A 20,032-nucleotide genomic window follows, 5' to 3' on the forward strand; every position below is an offset into this window, starting at 1 on the left:
TAGGAAGGTAAAAGATAATGAAAAATAAGAAGCAGGGCACAGCACAGTGGTTATCGTTTATCTTTTTGGTCCTATTGAGTATTATTTGGATCATGCCATTGTTATATGGTGTCATGTCATCATTCAAAAGCAATATTGAAATGCAGTCAGTTGGTTTTAAGTTCTTGCCAATTAATTGGATTATCTCAAACTATTCAGATTTGCTACAAAACACAGGGAACACACCAGTATTCCGCTGGTTCTTGAATTCAATTGTCATTGCGGGTGGTTCAACAATTCTCGTATTGGTTGTCACATCATTATCAGCCTTTGCGTTCTCTCGTTTAGATTTTAAGGGAAAGAATGTGCTATTCATTTTCTTATTAGCAACGATGATGTTCCCACCAGTTATGAATATTATTCCACTATACAAAATTATGACGTTCTTAGGTTGGGCTAACACGCCTTGGGCAATGATCTTCCCAGCTGCAACCGGAGCATTTAATATTTTCTTGGTTCGTCAGTTTATGGATAATATTCCAATTGCGTATGACGAAGCTGCGCGTATCGACGGTGCTAGTGATTGGCAGATCTTTAGAATTATTATTTTGCCACTAATTAAACCAGTGTTATTCGTGGTGGCATTGTTTACATTTACAGGTTCATGGAATGATTTCTTGTGGCCATCAATCGTCTTCTCAGACATTAACAAGATGCCAATTACACCTGGTTTGAAGCTACTACAAGGTATGTATGTTGCTGATATTCCAACGTTGATGGCAGGTGCGATTATCGCAATCATCCCAACCTTTATTTTGTACTTGTTTGCACAAAAGTACTTCTTGCAATCAATGTCTTTGTCAGTAGGTGTGAAGGGATAATTGTTTATGTTAGAAAAAAATTGGGACAAAAAGCTATTAATAACGTGTGCCATTTGGCAATTTATGGATGGTGTCTTAACAATCGGATTGGGAATGTTTGATGCTAGTACCTCAACGCATGAAACATTGCTACCGGTTAGTTCACTAAGCGGCTTAGTGGGTACGTTATTTATCTTAGCCGGCTTGATTAATTTGTTAATGGCGAAGTATTTTTTGAAAGAAAAAGAATTAAACAAATGGCTATTGCCAACTGTCATTATTGAAGTCGTTGTTGCTTACTTCTGCATTGACATCATTACAGTTGCTTTGTTGGTACCAACGGCAATCATCATTAGTTTAAAGAAGAAAAGACAAAAATTAGTTAATTCATAACATAGAAAGTAGGAAAAGTATGTATCGAACAGAGTATCCTGAACCACAATTTCAACGCGAAAACTGGACTAATTTAAATGGTCGTTGGGACTTTGATTTTGATGATAGTAATGAAGGTATTAAAGAACGCTGGTATCAACAAGAAGGATTGACCAAAGAAATTGAAGTGCCATTTGCTTATCAAACGCAATTGAGTGGTGTTAATGATCAAAGCGAACACAGTGTTGTTTGGTATCAACGTCATTTTCAATCAGACCAAACTGCTGATGAAGTCACCATTCTACATTTTGGTGCGGTAGACTTTGAAGCTGATGTTTGGATTGATGGTCAACATGTAGGTCATCATGCTGGTGGTCATACGAGTTTTGCTTTTGACATTACTGCCTTTGTGCAAGCTGGTGCTGACCATGTGATTACTGTCCGAGCAAATGATCCAGTACATGATGAAGAGTTGACCCGTGGTAAGCAAAATTGGACGGGTGAAAGTGCAGGTATTTGGTATACTAACACGACTGGTATTTGGCAAACGGTTTGGTTGGAAAAGAAGCCACAAACGAATTTGGCTAGTGTTCAATTTGTGACTGATATCGATAAAGGTATCGTCGAAATTGCTGGTAAAATCGATAATTTTGTCCCAGATACAGCTGTTACCGCAACTATTAAATTCGGGGATGAGAAGTTAACCAAGCTAACCATTTATCCAGAAGATAGTTCATTTGAGTGGCATGTTAATGTTTTGGGTAATCACATTTTCCGAAGGGGTTACCACAATGAAGGTTGGCTTTGGACACCAGAGCATCCAAACTTGTTTACCATTGATTTTGAGACGACGGCACCGGATGCTAAGACTGATAAAGTAAGTTCATACTTTGGTATGCGTAAAATTCATACATCAAACGGTATGATTTACTTAAACAATCGGCCATATTATCAAAAGCTGGTTTTGAATCAAGGTTACTGGCCTGAAAGTCTCTTAACAGCACCAACCGACGAAGCTTTCCAAAAGGATATTGCTTTAGCTAAGGAAATGGGCTTCAATGGTGCCCGGATTCATCAAAAGGTTGAAGATCCAAGATATCTATATTGGGCTGATAAGATGGGCTTCATCTGTTGGGGTGAGTGTGCCGCAGCACCGGTCTTTACGAAAAAAGCTGAAACAACGTTGTACAAAGAATGGTTGGAAATCATTGAACGTGATTACAATCACCCATCAATTGTTACTTGGGTACCAATTAATGAAAGCTGGGGTGTCCCACAAGTTCACATTGACCGTCAACAACAACACTTTACACAAGCTTTGTATCATTTGATTCATTCATTAGATACAACTCGCTTAGTACAGTCTAATGATGGTTGGGCACAAACTGAAACTGATATTTGTGCGGTGCACAATTACGCACATGGTGCTAAGGATGATCAAGATACTTACGAGTATTATGAAGAAACTTTGCATTCATGGGAGAGCATTATCCGCAACCCACCTGTATGGGATATCTTCGCAGATGGATTTAAGTATCAAGGACAACCAATCTTGTTGACTGAATTCGGTGGTATTGGTTACAACAAGCAAGATGCCGATAAAGGTTGGGGTTACACAGGTGCTAAGAGCGATGATGAGTTTATTAGTGAGTACCAACGCATCATCAAGGCAGTTAGTCAGTCACATAGTTTAAACGGGATTGTTTATACGCAATTAACTGATACGGAACAAGAAGTAAACGGTTTGTTGACAGTTGATCGTCAGCCAAAGGTTGATCCAGCTGCCATCAAAGAAGCTAATGAATTCTTCATCAGAGCCTTTGTTGACTCACCACAAAAAGATGTTGAAATTGCAGATATTTTAGATGATAGCATGGACTAACAGTTCAGCATTAAAAATGATAAAAGGAACAAGGTGATTTTCTAATGGTTGAAATTGCATTAGATCATATTTACAAGAAGTATGATAACGCGTCAGATTATTCAGTAACGGATTTTAATTTGCATATTAAAGATCAAGAATTTATCGTCTTTGTTGGCCCATCAGGATGTGGTAAGTCAACAACGTTACGAATGATTGCTGGTTTGGAAGATATTTCAAAGGGTGAATTGAAGATTGACAACCAAGTGGTTAATGATGAATCACCAAAGGATCGTGACATTGCCATGGTTTTCCAAAACTACGCCTTATATCCACACATGTCAGTTTACGACAATATGGCTTTTGGTTTGAAACTACGTAAGTATGACAGGTCTGAAATTGATAAGCGTGTTCAAAATGCGGCTGAGATTCTTGGCTTAACTGAATACCTAAAGCGTAAGCCTTCAGCTTTGTCAGGTGGTCAACGTCAACGTGTTGCTTTGGGACGCTCAATTGTCCGTGATGCACCTATTTTCTTGATGGATGAGCCTCTATCAAATTTGGATGCGAAGTTACGTATCTCAATGCGTGCCGAGATTGCTAAGTTACACCAACGTCTAAAGACGACGACAATTTATGTGACTCACGACCAAACTGAAGCCATGACAATGGCGGATCGTATTGTTGTTATGAAGGATGGTGAAGTGCAACAAATCGGTACGCCACAAGAAGTTTATGACAATCCAGCAAATGTCTTTGTCGGTAGTTTTATTGGTGCACCAGCAATGAACTTCTTCCATGTTACTTTGCAAGATAACATGATTAATGAAAATGAAGGAAACTTCTCATTAGAAGTACCTGCAGGTTGCTTGAAGCAACTTAATGAACAAGGTTATCAAGGTAAAGAACTGGTCTTCGGTATTCGTCCTGAGAATTTGCATACAGAAAACACATTCTTAGAGACTTTCCCTAATGCGGTTGTCCCAGCAAAGGTCGTGGTATCTGAGCTATTAGGGGCTGAAACGCAACTATATAGTAAAATTGGTAACACTGAAGTTGTCGCTAAGGTCGACGCCCGTGACTTCAAGAGTACTGGTGAAGAATTTAATGTTGGCTTTGATTTGAATCGCGCTCATTTCTTTGACCCAGAAACTGAAGTATCAGTTTATTAATTATAATAAAGCGAGCATGCTAGCATGCTCGCTTTTTATATGTCATTAATAAAATTATATATTTGCGTTATAATTAATAATGGAAGTTAATTTTATGTTTTAAATACTATTTGGGGGAAATTAACATGACAATTAAGAATGTAACAATCGCTGGTGGTGGTGTTTTAGGTAGTCAAATTGCCTTTCAAACGGCTTTTTCTGGCTTTAATGTCACATTGTATGATATCAATGACGATGCAATTGCTCATGCTAAGGAGTTATTAGCAAGTTACGTACCTTTGTACCAATCATTCTATGATGATGGTGATAAAGCAACGACGGTTATTGAGGGGATGTCATTTGAGACTGATTTAGCTAAAGCGGTCGCTGATGCCGATTTGGTTATTGAGGCCATTCCAGAGAGCGTTAAAATTAAGGCTGATTACTACACTGAATTGTCACGTGTTGCACCAGCAAAGACCATTTTCGCTACTAATTCATCAACTTTCTTACCTTCACAGTTTGTTCAGTATGTTGATCGACCAGAAAAGTTCTTGGCAATCCACTTTGCTAACCAAATTTGGCAAAATAACAATGCTGAAATTATGGGACATAAAGACACTGCTGATGAGTATCTAGATGAGTTAGTTGCATTTGCAAAGGATATCCGCATGGTGCCATTCCGTTTGTATAAGGAACAACCAGGCTATATCTTGAATTCATTGCTAGTACCTTTGTTGGATGCTGCTCAAAAGCTATGGGTAAATGGTGTGGCAGATCCAGAAACCATTGATAAGTCATGGATGATTGCAACGGGTGCACCACAAGGCCCATTCGCAATTCTTGACGTGGTTGGTTTGAATACACCTTATAATTTGTCATTGGCTAAGGCAGATGATGATGAAGAACAAGCTCGTATTGCTAAGGCATTGAAGGAAATGATTGATGCTGGTAAGACTGGTGCATCAGCTGGTGAAGGATTCTACACCTATCCAAACCCAGCATTTGCTGAACCTGACTTTTTGAAGTAATTTTTAGTGAAACAATAGATTGATATAATACCCGAAGTTGAAGTAAATCTTTAACTTCGGGATTTTTTAATGACCAAACATTTTAAAACAAAATACTTTTTTAGTTTAAATAGTACAAAATCTAGCTTTTTGGATAATGATATTAAATTGTAAAATGTCATTTGTCTAAATTAAATCTTTTATTTTTTGTCAAATTTGAAGAAGTATTATGTTAAAACAATCAAGTAAAAAAATACAGTATAAATCAGGAAAACAGTTGGTTCATGGGGCTATTTCAATAGCAACTATGATGACTGTTGGCGCAATCGCAAATACACAGGTGTCAGCGGATACAGTTACAGATGCGACTGACAATAGTCAGGATTATGTCACAAACGATATTTTAACCCAACAGAAAATTACTTTGTCGAGTCAAACAAATCAGTCTGTTAATATTGAAAAGACCACCTCACAAGCGAATCCAAATGTGCATGTTACAGATAACCAGATGACAGCTGATTCAGCAGCAACGTCGCGTAATCAGGATAATGAGGTGCAGACTGATGATAGCCATGTAGATCAGACATCTGATGCGGATAACAAACAAACATTATCAGCTAATAATGCGGTCAATCCATCTCATCAAGAAACGCCACAAAATCAGAAGCCGAATGCGCCAGTTAATCAAAGCGAAGTAGTTCCTAATGATAGTACGACTGCAGCATCAGAGGACAATGGTGAGCAGAATGTACCGCAAGATACAGTTTCACAAAATGATGGTACGCAGGCACAAGATCATGATAATGCCCAGGTAACATCAACACCAGCAAGTGATATTAATTCGCAAACAAACCAGGTTAAAAATCACAAACAAGCGGCTGCAAATAAACCAGCAACAAGTAAATCGCAATCAAATAATCAAGCACGGCAGACACCAACCACTTCAACATTAAGAAGTGGTGTGCCAAACATTGTTGCCGGTACACCAGGATTACCACATATGGATTTTGTTGACGTTTCTAGTTGGAATGGTAATTTGACTGTCGCAGACTTTTTAAAGTTAAAGTCATATGGCGTCAAAGGGGTCATTGTTAAGCTCACACAAGGTGTTAGTTATTTGAGTCCATTTGCTCGTACACAAATTGCGAATGCGCGTGCAGCTGGCTTACAAGTTGCTATTTATCACTATGCAACTTATAATTCACAAAATAGTGCGATTGCTGAAGCAAAATATTTTGCACAGAATGTGATTAAATTAGGATTACCTAAAGACACATTACTGGTTGATGATTTGGAAGATATAGCAACACAAGTTGGTAATGTTACCGCAAATGCATTAGCCTTTCGTAATCAATTAGCAGCAGCTGGCTTCAATAATCAGATGCTTTATACGTCACCTAATTTTATTAATGTAACGGGTTTGAATGCGGCAGCATTTGGTTTGAAAAATATTTGGATGGCTTCATATCCCTATTATCCAGATGGTAATGACTTATGGCATACCCAATATGGGGCATGGCAATGGAATTCACAAACAACTTTCCCAGGTGTCAGTGGTATTTTTGATGTCAGTGTTGATTATGGATCACCATTTTTACAACCCAAAAATGGTTATTTGAATGATGGTACCGGATGGTATTGGTATGAAAATGGTACTCGTTATACTGGTTTCAGACACTATATGGGCACATATTACTGGTTTAACAACGGTGTGCGTCAGAATAATCAATGGGAAACGGCTTGGGGCAATAAATATTATGTTGGTGTAGATGGTCGGACCGTGCAAGGTTTCTGCTGGATTAAAGGCCATCAATATTATTTTGGGGATAATGGCACCTATTATCTACGCACAAATCAATTGATTAAGCGTGATAATGCAATCTATTCTGCTAACAAACAAGGCATCTTAAGTCCATGGAAAGGGTACATGCAAACAGCTAATGGTGGTTGGCGCTGGTATGAAAATGGTCAATTTTACACCGGTTTTAGATACTATATGGGAACGTATTACTGGTTTAATAATGGGGTACGTCAAAATAATCGCTGGGAAACAGCTTGGGGAAAGCAGTATTACGTCGGCGCAGATGGCCGAGCTGTGCAAGGTTTCTGCTGGATTAAAGGTCATCAATATTACTTTGGGGATAATGGCACCTATTATCTACGCACGAATCAATTGATTAAGCGCGATAATGCGACTTATTCTGCTAATAAGCAGGGCGTCCTAAGTCCATGGCAAGGGTACATGCAAACAGCTAATGGTAATTGGCGCTGGTATGAAAATGGTCAATTCTACACCGGTTTTAGATATTATATGGGAACGTATTACTGGTTTGAAAATGGGGTACGTCAAAATAATCACTGGGAAACAGCTTGGGGAAAGCAGTATTACGTCGGTGCAGATGGTCGTGCAGTTCAAGGTGTGCAATGGATTGATGGCAAACAATACTATTTTGGAGATGATGGTACCTTTTATTTACGCGAGCAATAAGTTATAAGCCGTCATCATCGTATTTAATAAGTAAAAGATTGAGATGAATACGTCCCAATCTTTTTTTATATAGATTATGTTAATAGCGAATATGTTATGATGAAAGCGGTTAAATACGATATTAATTGGGGATGATGTTTTATGACGAAATATAAGAAAATTTTAGTAACGGGTGGTGCCGGCTTTATTGGCACTAATTTTGTGCGCTATGTGGTTGAAACACATCCGAATGTTCAAATGGTTGTTCTTGATAAATTAACCTATGCCGGGAATGCTGATAACTTAAAAGATTTACCAGAAAATCGTGTGCAACTGATAGTAGGGGATATTAATGATGCGCCGTTGGTGGACCGTTTGGTAAAAGACACTGAGGCAATTGTGCACTTTGCGGCTGAAAGTCACAATGATAATGCGTTAAATAACCCGCAAGTATTTATGGAAACAAATTTAATGGGGACTTTTACGTTAATTGAGGCGGCACGTAAATATCACGTTCGTTTCCATCATGTGTCAACTGATGAAGTGTATGGTGATTTACCATTGCGGCCAACAACAGCAGATCAGGATAAGTTTACGGTTAATTCACCATATAAACCATCATCACCGTATTCGGCAACCAAAGCGGGTGCTGATTTATTAGTACGCGCGTGGGTTCGTTCATTTGGTCTTCAAGCAACGATTTCGAATACATCGAATAATTATGGCCCTTATCAGCATATTGAAAAATTTATTCCACGCCAAATTACCAATATTATGAGTGGCCTTAAACCGAAATTATATGGGACAGGTAAGAATGTTCGCGATTGGATTCATGTTCGTGATCATGTGACCGGGATATGGGCCATCTTGGAGCACGGCAAAATTGGTGAAACTTATCTACTAGGCGCAAACCAAGAATTAGATAATTTAACTGTCTTACAAATGATTTTGGAAAATATGCATCGTGAACCGAATGACTTTGATTTTGTGGCGGATCGACCAGGGCATGATTTACGTTATGCAATTGATGCGACTAAGGCTCATGATGAATTAGGTTGGACACCACAGTATACAGATTTTGCTAGTGGCTTGCAGCAGACTATTCAATGGTATGCGGATCATTTGACATGGTGGCAAGCGGATAAAGATATGGTCGAAGCTAATTATGCAAAGGCCAAACACTAATGCCAAGCATGTTGTTGCAGCTTAAAAAAGTGTAAAATAAACATTAAATAGGGAGGATGAAATATGTCACAAATTAATTTAGGTGGTTCTGGTTTAATGGTTCCCAAAATCGCATTAGGGGTAATGCGGATGGGTGATAAATCAGAAGCCCAAGCACAAGAAGTTGTGGAGACGGTCTTGTCAAAAGGTATCAACTTCTTTGATACAGCTGATATTTATGGCAATGGTGCTTCAACTAAGAGTTTAGCCAAAGCCCTTAAGGCAGTCGGGGCCAAACGTGAAGATATTATTTTGCAATCAAAGGGCGGTATCTTATCTGATGAGGGACCAGTTGCTGATGATGGCATTATCGGACCTCGTTATGAATTCTCAAAAAATCATATTGTTGCCTCAGTGGATGCTGAATTAGCTCGCTTGGGTACCGATTATTTGGATGTGTTCTTGTTGCACCGTCCAGATGTTTTGATGCAACCTGAAGAAATTGCGGCTGCTTTTGATGAATTATCAAAGCAAGGTAAGGTAAAGCAATTCGGTGTTTCAAACATGAATCCATGGCAAATTGAGTTGATTCAATCCGTTGTTGATCAAAAATTAGTTGCTAATCAACTACAATTTGGTGTGATGCACACAGGTATGGTAGATGCCGGCTTGCATGTCAATATGTCAGATAGTCGTTCAATTGATCATGATGGTGGCATTTTGCCATATTCACAATTAAAGAATATGACTATTCAAGCATGGTCACCATTCCAATATGGTTTGTTTGAAGGCCACTTTATTGACAATGACAAGTTCCCTGAACTAAATGCTAAATTGCAAGAAATTGCAGATAAGCATAATACGACTAAGAATGGTGTTGCCGTTGCCTTTATTTTGACACACCCAGCCAATATGCAAGTAATCTTGGGTTCAATGACGCCAAGTCGCTTGGTTGAAATGATTGATGGTCAAGATGTTAAGTTATCACATCAAGAATGGTATGATATTTACTTTGCAGCAGGTAATGATTTGCCATAATAAAGTAAAAGCAGTTGGAACAATTTTGTTCCAACTGCTTTTTTGCTAAACTCAAATGCCAAAAAATTTCTTTTTTCTTATATTAAGCACCAAATCTTGTAATTGTAACCAATCTGCAGAGGTTGGAATAGTTTCCCAAATAATTTGGTTCATTGATAATGATGGATTAAAGTTATTGGTTAAATATATATCTGTATTATGATTAAGTACTTTATCGATATGAACATTTAAATCACCAATGTCTGTAATAATATCCGTGACATAGTTATTTAAAAGACTATTACCGGAAAAATCGACGTATATATGGATAGCATATCGATCCCCTTTAATGATCATTTTAGGTAAAACGACTAAAAAGTAGATGTTCTCAATATGGACTTTTTCGATTTCAGTATATGAACCACCAGAAATATTAGTAATTAAATTTGTTAGATCAGTTACAATAGTGCTTACCGGACTATTAATTGGTATCTGACTGTAATCATGACTGTCAGGATCCTGGAATATTTCATTTTTGAAGAATGGGCATAGAATTTTAGCGTTGGCCGTGAATAAGTAATGTTCATAATTTTCTAATTCTAAATCATTAAATTGATGATTTAAAGTCTTTTCTAGATGGTTGATTTGTTTTCGCGTAATTTGTTTAATAAATTGGTAATCTTTCAAAAAAGGCGCATGCTTAATTGGCAAACTAAAGGTCATAACAAAGAAAGTCACAAAAAATCTAACGATTGTATACGACTCTGCTGGGAATAGCCGCCACTCTTTTGTAAAATAATTAGCGACTAATTTTAATTCATTTTCTTGCGAGATTTCGGCTAAACATGAGTCATTGCTGTCTCTAACTTTAAAACTATTTATTGTTGAGCGAAAAAAGATTACAAAACCAAAATATCTAAGTTGTTTTTGTTGACTATAAGTTGGATTAAGATGCCAAACAATTGTAATATAATTAATTGTTCGGGTAATTTGGCTAAAGTCAAAATCTGTTTTAAAGCTATCTGGTAGATAATCGAAATAAGAAAAATAAATAAGCACCTTGTAGATGTAATAACGCGCAAAAAATTCGTTACGCTTGATATGCGCAATGGTATCATCGCCAATGGCTTGATTCAGACTTTTTTGGATTCGAAAATAAGTTGCAGAACTGATGCCATTGCTTTTTTGAAAGTCTTCTGCTGATTGCTGATACATATTTAAATGGACATGTATAAATACTTTAAGAGCCATTGATTCATTGGCTTCTTTATTAATAACACGAGTCAGCACTTGGTTGTCAATATTATTCGTGTATAGTCGATCATTTTGTAGAATTAAATAATTTTCTGGCGAATCATTGGTTAATGCAATGGCTTCGTTAATAACAGTTTTTGTTTTGTAAAGGCTGATATGCAAAAAATTGGTAATTTCTGTTAGGGAAAACGACGTACCATCTTGTGCTTCAAGAAATTCAAATAATTGAATGACAAGATAACGTTCTTTATCAATAAATGGCATAAACTCTTTTAACATTTTGGTACCTCAAATATAAAACTCTCGAAATTGTGGCGTATTTGCGAATGTAAGCTAACATTAGCAAAACATCAATTTCCCTAATGATAATTTAATTTTTGAGACATTTTATTAACTAATTTGATATTAACTATCACTTTTTAACAAAAGAGTAAAAAAATGATAGTTTTATGGCTGTTTACTACTAGTAAGACAAGGTAAAATCGTTAATTGACAAGTATTTGTGTAAGTAACAATTTAAAAAATGAAAGTAATATAACATTATGAAAAAAATATTAACCAGAACATTAACAGTACTATTATTTGTCATTGCAATTGCAAGCGTGTCATACACAGCATATCAGTATAATTGGTTTGGTGTGCACGATTGGGCTGTGACCAAGCAACAAGCCAATAAAGTCACGACGGAGCACAAAAAAATTAATAAAGTTAGTGAACGTTATGCTATTCGTGATCGCATTATGCATCAAACACAAAATGACGTTAGCAAACAAGGTTTTGTCAGTATTCCTAAAGTAGGAATTTTAGAACCAGTCTTTGATGATGCCTATTCTGAAAAGGGATTAAAAGCCGGGGCAAATTATGCTAATCGAAGTGCTCAAGACCCAAATGGTAAGCAGGTGCCAGTAATGGGACAAGGTAATTATGGGTTAGCGAGTCATAATTTTGATGATGGACTAACTGGTTTTAGTGGTTTGCAACAACATTATAAAGATGATGCGCCATATTTAGTTGATGGGGAGCGCAAAGATAATAAATGGTTAAATGGCAAAGCAATTTATTTGGCAAATCATGATGGTATTTATGAATATAAGATTAATAATCAACATTTAGTTGATGCAGATGATGTTAGTGTGCTTAATCAAACCAAACGCCCACAAGTAACGATTATTACCTGCCTTTTTCCAAGTACCCAGTATCGCATTATCACAACTGGCTATTTGAAAAAAACTTATACTTGGGAAAAGAGCCCTAGTCGCATTATTAATTATTTTGATTTAACTAAACAACAAACGAATGCGCATGCAGACTGGTATAATCCGGGTACTGAAGAAGGTAGTAATGGGGATGCTGGTGGTACTAAAAATATTAAGTAGGACAAACCCTTTAATTCACGTTATCATATAGTTGGAACAACTAATAAGGGGGAATACGTCTATGATGAAAGTATTAATTATTGGTGCGCATGGAAAAATTGGTCGCATTGTTACTAAGAAAATGCAAGATAATGCAAATTTTGAACCAGTTGCTGGTTTACGATCAGCAGAACAAATCGCTGATTATCAAGCAGCAGGCGTTAATACAGTGGCGCTTGACTTAGAAAAAGAACAAACCAGTTTAGAAGATGCCATGCAAAATGTTGATGCGGTTGTTTTCGCAGCCGGATCAGGTGGTAAAACTGGCCCTGACAAAACCATGATGATTGACTTAGATGGAGCTGTTAAAGTAATACAAGCAGCTCAAAAAGTCGGTGTTAAGCGTTTTGTGATGGTTAGTGCGATTAATGCAAATAAGCGTGAATTTTGGTCATACGGTCGTCATGATTTAGGACCAACCGGGAACTTTTATTATGCGGCTAAGCATTATGCCGATGTCTTTTTGACTCAGAGTAAGTTGGATTATACAATTCTTCGTCCAACACTACTTTTGGATGATGCTGGTACTGGTAAAGTGACCTTAGTTGATGATTTGGATTCGGTGACAAACCCAGCTATGAAGATTCCACGTGAAGATGTTGCAAACATGGTTATTGCCGCCTTGGAAAATGATGCTACAAGTCGCAAGTCATTTGATTTGGATAGTGGAGATACATCGATTGACGAAGCTATTCAGTAAATGATGTCTTAACTATGGAGAATGTAATTTATGAATTTTAAGCCAATTACAACATCACGTCTGATTATTAGGCCACTAAGAACGACTGATTATGAGGCGTGGTTTGCCGGCTTTGACAAACGTCTACCATCACAGACTAAGTTTGATGATGGACATTTAGATATGTCGATGTGTACGCAGGAATGGTTTGATGATTTAGTTAGTAAACATCAAACATTGCGTGATAATGATGACGTTTATATTTTTGCTATTTTTGATCATGAGAACCATCATTTGGGGATGATTGATGTGGCTAAATTGGCACGTGATCAAATTCAATGGTCAGAGTTGGGTTACACTGTGCATAATTATTTATGGCGTAAAGGTTATGCATTTGAAGCAGTATCAGCTTTGTTGCCATTCGTAAATAATGAACTAAAGTTTCATCGGATTGAGGCACACATTAGTGTTGATAATATACCTTCGAAGTCGTTGGCAAAGAAATTAGGGTTTACTTATGAAGTGACTCGCAAAAATTTTATCAAAGAATCTGGGCAATGGTTGGACAAAGACGTGTATTATCTAAATTTTGATTAGCATAAATATTTAAGTTTATAGAAAAGGAGCTCGTGATGCTGATGAGTATATCAGCGCCACGAGCTTTTTAGCGTAATATTTTTCTTTGTCTATATTTTCGGTGTATAATCTACATCCAAAGTTGCCAAACGTTCTTTACCCCAAGAAAACATCATTTCAATAATAGGCATTAATGATTGCCCAGTTTCCGTTAATGAATAAAAGACGGCTTTACGATTATTAACTAAATCTTCTTTACGTGAAATAATACCATCTTCAACAAGTTCGTTAAGTTGTTGTGATAAAACCTTGTGCGTAGCATGGTCGAGTAAACTTTGGATTTCACCAAAACGCATTGTACCATCATGTGATAGATGATAAATAATGACGATTTTATATTTACCAGAGAACATTGATAATGTGTATTCTTTAGCACAGCTAAAATCTTTTTTCTGAATTTTTTCAATAGCATATTTTCTGACAATATCAGTCATGAAATTCTCCAATCTGTCTTTAAAACTCATACGCACAAAAAAGTGCGTTATTGTGTTACAGTTCGTTTAGGTATAAATTATATACCATAAACAAAGGAGGATGTTAATTATGGCAAAAGAAGTCGCAGTTGTTGTAACTGACTTAGTTGAAGATGTTGAATATACTGAACCTGTTGAAGCTATCAAGGCTGCAGGTCACAATGTAACAACAATCGGATTTGAAGAAGGTACGGTTGAAGGTAAGCACGGTACTAAGATCACTATTGATAAGTCAATTGCTGATGTAAAGCCAGAAGACTTTGATGCATTGTTTATTCCTGGTGGTTTCTCACCTGACCAATTGCGTGCCGATCAACGTTTCGTTGATTTTACTAAGGCATTCTTATCAACAAACAAGACAACAGCAAGTATCTGCCACGGTCCACAACTAATGATCCAAACTGGTTTGGTACATGGTCGTACAATGACTTCATACCTAACTGTACAACCTGATTTGTACTATGCAGGTGCACGTATCGAAGACGAATCAGTTGTTATCGATGGTAACTTGATTACAAGCCGTGAACCAAAAGATATTCCAGCATTTAACGAAGCAGTCGTTAATGCTTTGGCTTAATTTGGTTAACAAATTAATGATTGTGAAATAAACACGAAAAAGATTGGGGAAACCCAATCTTTTTTTGTGCTCTTTACCTGAATTATATTGCCAACTAATTTTTAAAAATCGACATAATTTTACGTCATAAAAAATATTGTTTTGTTTTATAAAAACAAGTAGCATGTTTTTATATCAAACAATATAGTAGGTAATTTTATGAAAACGAAAAAGAAGTCTATTAAATCGCTGGTGAATAGTCAAAAATTGGTGGATGATTTAAGACCTTTTGGCAAGGTTATTCAGACGACCTATCGTGGCGGTATTTTGCTGTCAAAACCACAATTAACAAAATTATCGCAAACCAGTAAAGTGATGTTGACTAGTGTGCAAAAGCAATTGGATAAAAAGCTGCTACAACAGCCATTGAACATTACGGACTTAACGTATGTTAACAATCAAAAGCAGATGCAGGTGATGGTTGTTTTGCCTAGTGGTGAACAATTTACGATTCCTTACTTTATTAAGCAATTAAATCAATTACTAATGGGTGAAATTAATGAAAATGAATTCTATCAAGTGCAAATACAACAGCCTTCAAAACCTGAAAAGATTGAGCATGTAGATAATAATCAACATGCCAATCAAGTATTAAAGCAACGTATCAGACAATTAACGGCTAATAAAGTAAAGCTAACAGAGCAGAATAAAAGTTTAAAAGATGAATTAGCGCAATTGCAAATTGAAATCCAACAACAATTGGCAATGTATCAGACGTCACAGCGGTTGGTTCAACAATTGCAGGAGAGCAATGCTGATTATCAATTTACAATAAAAAAACAGCAAGCAGAAATGAGTACTATTCGTGAAAAAACGCGTGAAAAACAGACGAAGGTAAAGCAACGTCAAAGCAAACGAGTTACAACTGAAAGCAAACATGTTTGTCCTAAGGTAAATGATGAAAAGTTACGGCAAAAAATTGCGACTTTAAAACAAGAAATGGCAGTTTTACAGCGAAAATTGCATGTCTGGCAGCATAAGCAACAGGAATCTAGTACCGGTAGTCGATCAGAAAGACTACGTCAATTAACGGGTGAATTAAATGAAAAATGCCTTAATGAGTATCACCCATTGGTACGACTAGTCGATAAATATAATCAGTTAGTTTCTGAAGATCTTATGTTATGGCAACAAGTTCAAGTTCGTTTAGCAAAGACAGCGACAGGTTGGCTTTTCATTGATGCTGATGATACTGGTTATCCATTAACGACTGAAATGATGAATGGTATTGCTATAAATGATTTAACAACTGATTATTACTATTCTGCCCGACAGCGTCCAGATACCGGGGCTTTGAAATTAATTAGACAATTAAATCAACCAGTTTTGATGAACAAAAGTGATGAAAGACAGGGGGATGATGTTGTAAAGCCATTAATTACTTTAAATCGACAAGTTCTAGTTATTTCATGGTGGGGTGAAACCGTTAAAAATGCAACGCAGCGTTTAAAACGTTTAGGTGTTAAGGTAACTTGGTTAGATCCTTCTGACATAAATAATGATAAAATTATCCATGAAATGCAAAAAACACAGTATGATTTTGAGTTGATTGTATTACGTGGTGCACATCACGAAATTGTGACAGCTGCACATCGTTTGCGACGTGAGGGTCGATGCGTTAAAGTCGCTAATAATCCAGGTGTGAGTGCCATGGTGAATTTTGTTAATGATGCATTAAGCGCTGGTGATAATGGTCCAGTTGTAGATTAATCATTTATGGCGACTTGCATAATATTAAAAAAATCAGTATTATAGATTAAGTATTAAAAAGTAAATAACTCGACATCCTATCAAGAGTCAAGGAGGGACTGGACCCCATGATCTGACACCAACTACCGGCAACGGTGATGTGGTAATTTCTAGTAGATAGGCGCATATCGACTTAAACCCCGACATGCCGCCTAAGGGTGGTAACGGGGTTTTTATTTTGGAAAATTATTTAAATCATCAAAGGAGATATTGATAAAATTATGTCAGAAAAGCGTTTATTTACATCAGAGTCAGTTTCAGAAGGTCATCCCGATAAGGTTTCAGACCAAATTTCAGATGCCATTTTGGATGCTGTTTTAAAGCAAGACCCTGAAGCTCGTACAGCTGTAGAAACTTCAGTAACAACTGGCTATGTGAATGTTTTTGGAGAGATGTCAACGAAAGCATATGTTAACATCAACGATATTGTTCGTAACACATTAAAGCGCATTGGTTATGATGATCCAGATGCTGGATTCTTAGCTGATGATATCCACGTTGGTGTTACATTGGATGAGCAATCTCCTGATATTGCCCAAGGTGTTGACTCAGCGATTGAGCAACGTGAAGATGGTGGTGTCGATCCACTTGACCAAATTGGTGCTGGTGACCAAGGTTTGATGTTTGGGTTTGCAACTAACGAAACTGAAGAGTACTTGCCACTATCAGTTGTTTTGTCACACAAGCTAGTTAAGAAGCAAGCTGATATCCGTCGTGCAGGTGTTTTGGACTACTTGCTACCTGACGCTAAAGCACAAGTTACGGTTGAATTGGACGAAGATGGTAAGCCAACACGTATTGATACGGTTGTTTTGTCAACACAACACCGTGCTTCAGTAACTTTGGAGCAATTACGTCATGATGTACGTGAATATGTGATTGACCCAATTTTGCCTGCTGACATGGTCGATGATGAAACTCGCTACTTCATTAACCCAACAGGTCGCTTTGTTATTGGTGGACCTAAGGGTGATGCCGGTATGACTGGACGTAAGATTATCGTTGATACTTATGGTGGTTATGCTCGTCACGGTGGTGGTGCTTTCTCTGGAAAGGATGCTACCAAGGTGGATCGTTCAGCTGCTTATGCCACTCGTCACATTGCCAAGAATATTGTGGCTGCTGGTTTGGCAGATAAGGTTGAAATCCAAGTAGCTTATGCTATTGGTGTTGCTGCTCCAGTTTCAGTTAATGTTGAAACATTTGGTACTGCTAAGGTTTCTGATGATGATTTGGTTGCAGCAATTCGTGATTTGTTTGAATTGCGTCCAGCAGGAATCATCGATGACTTAGATTTGCGTAAGCCACGTTATGAAGCAACTGCTGCCTACGGTCACTTTGGTCGCCCTGAGTTGGACTTGCCATGGGAGCGTTTGGACAAGGTTGATGAATTAAAGGCATATTTTAATAAGTAGAATATAATTATTTAGCGCTGTTGGAATTTTCCAACAGCGCTTTTTAAATGTCCAAAATATAAGCTATATTAGCTTTGTGAAGAAAAGTTTTTGTGAAAATGAGATATTTGAATTTGTTACTTAATTGCAGATAGTTAACTTTTTACAAATAAAAAATGTAAGAATCTTTCATATGCATATATAGTGAATGTTTGCTATGGTACGAATGATTGGCAATCAATGATTATTGACATTTTTAGAAATGTGTCTTTTTAGACAAAATCCATACTTGTGAATAAATTAGTAAATTGAATAGTAGGGAAATTTATGATTGTTAATTTTATTATTAAGTTGTAAGCTAGTTGTATTAAAAAGAAGACGCTTTCATTTGAAAAGTCTTAATAATCGTATTATTTGTTAAGCATGTAATTTTAATTCAATTGGGGCATATGATACATCGACATATGAATTATTAATTGGGAAATACTTAGCATCTATGCATGTTGTCTGTAGTTATAAGGGAGATATGATGAAATATGATGTGTTATTAGTTTCTCATAGTCAGAAAATCACTGATGGCTTGAAAGAACTAATTGAAGAAATGAACATCTCTGAGGATATGGAAATATATTCTTTGGGCGGTACCAGAGAGGGTGGTATTGGTTCAGATGTTACACGAATTACCGAAGTTATTGAAAATGCTGATCCAGAAACGCATTTCTTAGCATTCGCAGACCTTGGTAGTGCCGTTTTAAATGTTGAAATGGCCTTAGATTTGATTGATGACGAACAAAAGCAACGGTACCATCTAATTGATGTGCCATTGATTGAGGGTGCATTTGCGGCAGCCATTACAATTGGTGTAACGGATGATTTGGACACAATAATTACTGAAGCTAAGAAAACAGTTGCAGATAAGTGGTATTAGGTGAATAAAATGAAAAAAATAATTAACAACTTGGAAGATATTATTGATGAAATGATGGATGGACTTGCTGGTAGTTATGCCGATCGCATTCATCGTGTAGATGACTCACGTGTACTTGCACAAAATGATATTGCTGAAAAGCGTGTTGCTTTAGTTTCAGGTGGTGGTAGTGGTCACGAACCAGCCCACGCCGGTTTTATCGGTGATGGTATGTTGAGTGCTGCTGTTGTTGGTGACGTATTTACATCCCCAACACCTGACCAAATTTTGACAGCAATTGATGAAGTTGATCAAGGTGAAGGTGTTTTGTTAGTCGTTAAGAACTACACTGGTGACATTTTAAACTTCGAAATGGCCCAAGAAATGTCAGAAATTGATGACCATAAAGTGGCGATTGTGGTTGTCGATGATGACATTTCAGTTGAGAATAGTGAATTCACTGCCGGTAAGCGTGGTGTTGCGGGTACCATTCTTGTTCACAAGATTTTGGGTGACGCAGCGCGTAATGGTGCTTCATTAACTGAATTAAAGGAACTAGGTGATCAAACAGTTGCTAAGATTAAAACAATTGGTTTGGCCTTAGGTGCAGCTACCGTACCTGAAGTTGGTAAGCCAGGTTTCGAACTAGGCGAAGATGAAATTGAATTTGGTGTTGGTATCCACGGTGAAGCCGGTTACCGTCGTGAAGAAATTCGCCCATCTAAGGAATTAGCCCAAGAATTGGTAACTAAGATTCTAGCTGATTATGAAACAAAACCAACCAAGGTTGGGGTTTTGGTAAATGGTATGGGTGCAACGCCATTGATGGAACAATACATTTTCATGAATGATGTTTTGCACTTGCTTGCCGATGAAGGTGTTGAAGCAACCTTTACGAAGGTTGGCGATTACATGACGTCATTAGATATGGCTGGTATTTCATTAACTTTGATCGATTTAGGTGATGAAAGTCTTGAAGCAGCCTTGAAGAGTGATGTTTCAACGATTGCTTGGTAATTAGGGGAGTG

Annotated in this window: 18 protein-coding genes and 1 riboswitch; of the genes, 16 read left to right on the forward strand and 2 right to left on the reverse strand. The window is 37.2% G+C overall.

The window, feature by feature from the left end:
* Positions 1–17: 17 nt before the first annotated feature.
* The 8 genes from ACSYSF_RS00215 (at position 18) to ACSYSF_RS00250 (ending at position 9,902) form a co-directional block, all read left to right on the forward strand.
* A complete protein-coding gene (locus tag ACSYSF_RS00215; protein WP_489867748.1) occupies positions 18–860 on the forward strand; it encodes a carbohydrate ABC transporter permease in 843 nt (280 codons plus the stop codon).
* Positions 861–866: 6 nt separating this feature from the next.
* A complete protein-coding gene (locus ACSYSF_RS00220; protein ID WP_489867749.1) occupies positions 867–1,232 on the forward strand; it encodes a hypothetical protein in 366 nt (121 codons plus the stop codon).
* Positions 1,233–1,251: 19 nt separating this feature from the next.
* Positions 1,252–3,093 (forward strand): glycoside hydrolase family 2 protein, encoded by a 1,842-nt coding sequence (locus ACSYSF_RS00225; RefSeq protein ID WP_489867750.1) that lies wholly within the window; start codon positions 1,252–1,254, stop codon positions 3,091–3,093.
* Between the two features lie 44 nt (positions 3,094–3,137).
* Positions 3,138–4,244 (forward strand): ABC transporter ATP-binding protein, encoded by a 1,107-nt coding sequence (locus ACSYSF_RS00230; RefSeq protein WP_489867751.1) that lies wholly within the window; start codon positions 3,138–3,140, stop codon positions 4,242–4,244.
* A gap of 125 nt (positions 4,245–4,369) precedes the next feature.
* Complete coding sequence (locus ACSYSF_RS00235; RefSeq protein ID WP_489867752.1) at positions 4,370–5,254, forward strand: 3-hydroxyacyl-CoA dehydrogenase; 885 nt, start codon at positions 4,370–4,372, stop codon at positions 5,252–5,254.
* 208 nt (positions 5,255–5,462) lie between these two features.
* Positions 5,463–7,721 (forward strand): GH25 family lysozyme, encoded by a 2,259-nt coding sequence (locus ACSYSF_RS00240; RefSeq protein ID WP_489867753.1) that lies wholly within the window; start codon positions 5,463–5,465, stop codon positions 7,719–7,721.
* A gap of 141 nt (positions 7,722–7,862) precedes the next feature.
* Positions 7,863–8,885, forward strand: coding sequence for a dTDP-glucose 4,6-dehydratase (gene rfbB / locus ACSYSF_RS00245; protein WP_489867754.1), 1,023 nt, complete (start codon positions 7,863–7,865; stop codon positions 8,883–8,885).
* A 63-nt stretch (positions 8,886–8,948) separates the two neighbouring features.
* Positions 8,949–9,902: an aldo/keto reductase gene (locus tag ACSYSF_RS00250; protein ID WP_489867755.1), complete on the forward strand. Its 954-nt coding sequence runs from the start codon at positions 8,949–8,951 to the stop codon at positions 9,900–9,902.
* 51 nt (positions 9,903–9,953) lie between these two features.
* Here the strand turns inward: ACSYSF_RS00250 and ACSYSF_RS00255 are convergent, their stop codons facing one another.
* The gene (locus ACSYSF_RS00255; protein ID WP_489867756.1) at positions 9,954–11,414 is read right to left on the reverse strand and encodes a hypothetical protein; all 1,461 of its coding nucleotides are present in this window, start codon (positions 11,412–11,414) and stop codon (positions 9,954–9,956) included.
* A gap of 263 nt (positions 11,415–11,677) precedes the next feature.
* Between ACSYSF_RS00255 and ACSYSF_RS00260 the strand changes: the two genes are divergently transcribed.
* From ACSYSF_RS00260 to ACSYSF_RS00270, 3 genes are all read left to right on the forward strand, one after another.
* Entirely contained in the window at positions 11,678–12,511 is an 834-nt protein-coding gene (locus tag ACSYSF_RS00260; RefSeq protein ID WP_489867757.1) for a class A sortase, read from the forward strand.
* Between the two features lie 61 nt (positions 12,512–12,572).
* Positions 12,573–13,250 (forward strand): SDR family oxidoreductase, encoded by a 678-nt coding sequence (locus tag ACSYSF_RS00265; RefSeq protein WP_489867758.1) that lies wholly within the window; start codon positions 12,573–12,575, stop codon positions 13,248–13,250.
* A 30-nt stretch (positions 13,251–13,280) separates the two neighbouring features.
* On the forward strand, positions 13,281–13,826 hold the full coding sequence (locus tag ACSYSF_RS00270) for a GNAT family N-acetyltransferase (RefSeq protein ID WP_489867759.1): 546 nt from the start codon (positions 13,281–13,283) through the stop codon (positions 13,824–13,826).
* A gap of 89 nt (positions 13,827–13,915) precedes the next feature.
* Here the strand turns inward: ACSYSF_RS00270 and ACSYSF_RS00275 are convergent, their stop codons facing one another.
* Positions 13,916–14,299: a winged helix-turn-helix transcriptional regulator gene (locus ACSYSF_RS00275; protein ID WP_489867760.1), complete on the reverse strand. Its 384-nt coding sequence runs from the start codon at positions 14,297–14,299 to the stop codon at positions 13,916–13,918.
* A 109-nt stretch (positions 14,300–14,408) separates the two neighbouring features.
* Here ACSYSF_RS00275 and ACSYSF_RS00280 point away from each other — a divergent pair, with 109 nt between their 5' ends.
* The 5 genes from ACSYSF_RS00280 to dhaK all read left to right on the forward strand — a co-directional run bounded on the left by ACSYSF_RS00280 (position 14,409) and on the right by dhaK (position 20,021).
* Entirely contained in the window at positions 14,409–14,915 is a 507-nt protein-coding gene (locus tag ACSYSF_RS00280) for a type 1 glutamine amidotransferase domain-containing protein (RefSeq protein ID WP_489867761.1), read from the forward strand.
* A 198-nt stretch (positions 14,916–15,113) separates the two neighbouring features.
* Positions 15,114–16,664: a hypothetical protein gene (locus ACSYSF_RS00285; RefSeq protein WP_489867762.1), complete on the forward strand. Its 1,551-nt coding sequence runs from the start codon at positions 15,114–15,116 to the stop codon at positions 16,662–16,664.
* A 74-nt stretch (positions 16,665–16,738) separates the two neighbouring features.
* Positions 16,739–16,827, forward strand: a riboswitch (SAM riboswitch).
* A 97-nt stretch (positions 16,828–16,924) separates the two neighbouring features.
* Positions 16,925–18,118 carry a methionine adenosyltransferase gene (metK, locus tag ACSYSF_RS00290; RefSeq protein ID WP_489867763.1) on the forward strand — a complete coding sequence of 398 codons (1,194 nt, stop codon included), beginning with the start codon at positions 16,925–16,927 and terminating at the stop codon, positions 18,116–18,118.
* A 508-nt stretch (positions 18,119–18,626) separates the two neighbouring features.
* The gene (dhaM, locus tag ACSYSF_RS00295; protein ID WP_489868270.1) at positions 18,627–19,025 is read left to right on the forward strand and encodes a dihydroxyacetone kinase phosphoryl donor subunit DhaM; all 399 of its coding nucleotides are present in this window, start codon (positions 18,627–18,629) and stop codon (positions 19,023–19,025) included.
* 9 nt (positions 19,026–19,034) lie between these two features.
* Positions 19,035–20,021 (forward strand): dihydroxyacetone kinase subunit DhaK, encoded by a 987-nt coding sequence (gene dhaK / locus ACSYSF_RS00300; RefSeq protein ID WP_489867764.1) that lies wholly within the window; start codon positions 19,035–19,037, stop codon positions 20,019–20,021.
* Positions 20,022–20,032 lie beyond the last annotated feature (11 nt).

Source organism: Weissella sp. ESL1139 (assembly GCF_058506735.1).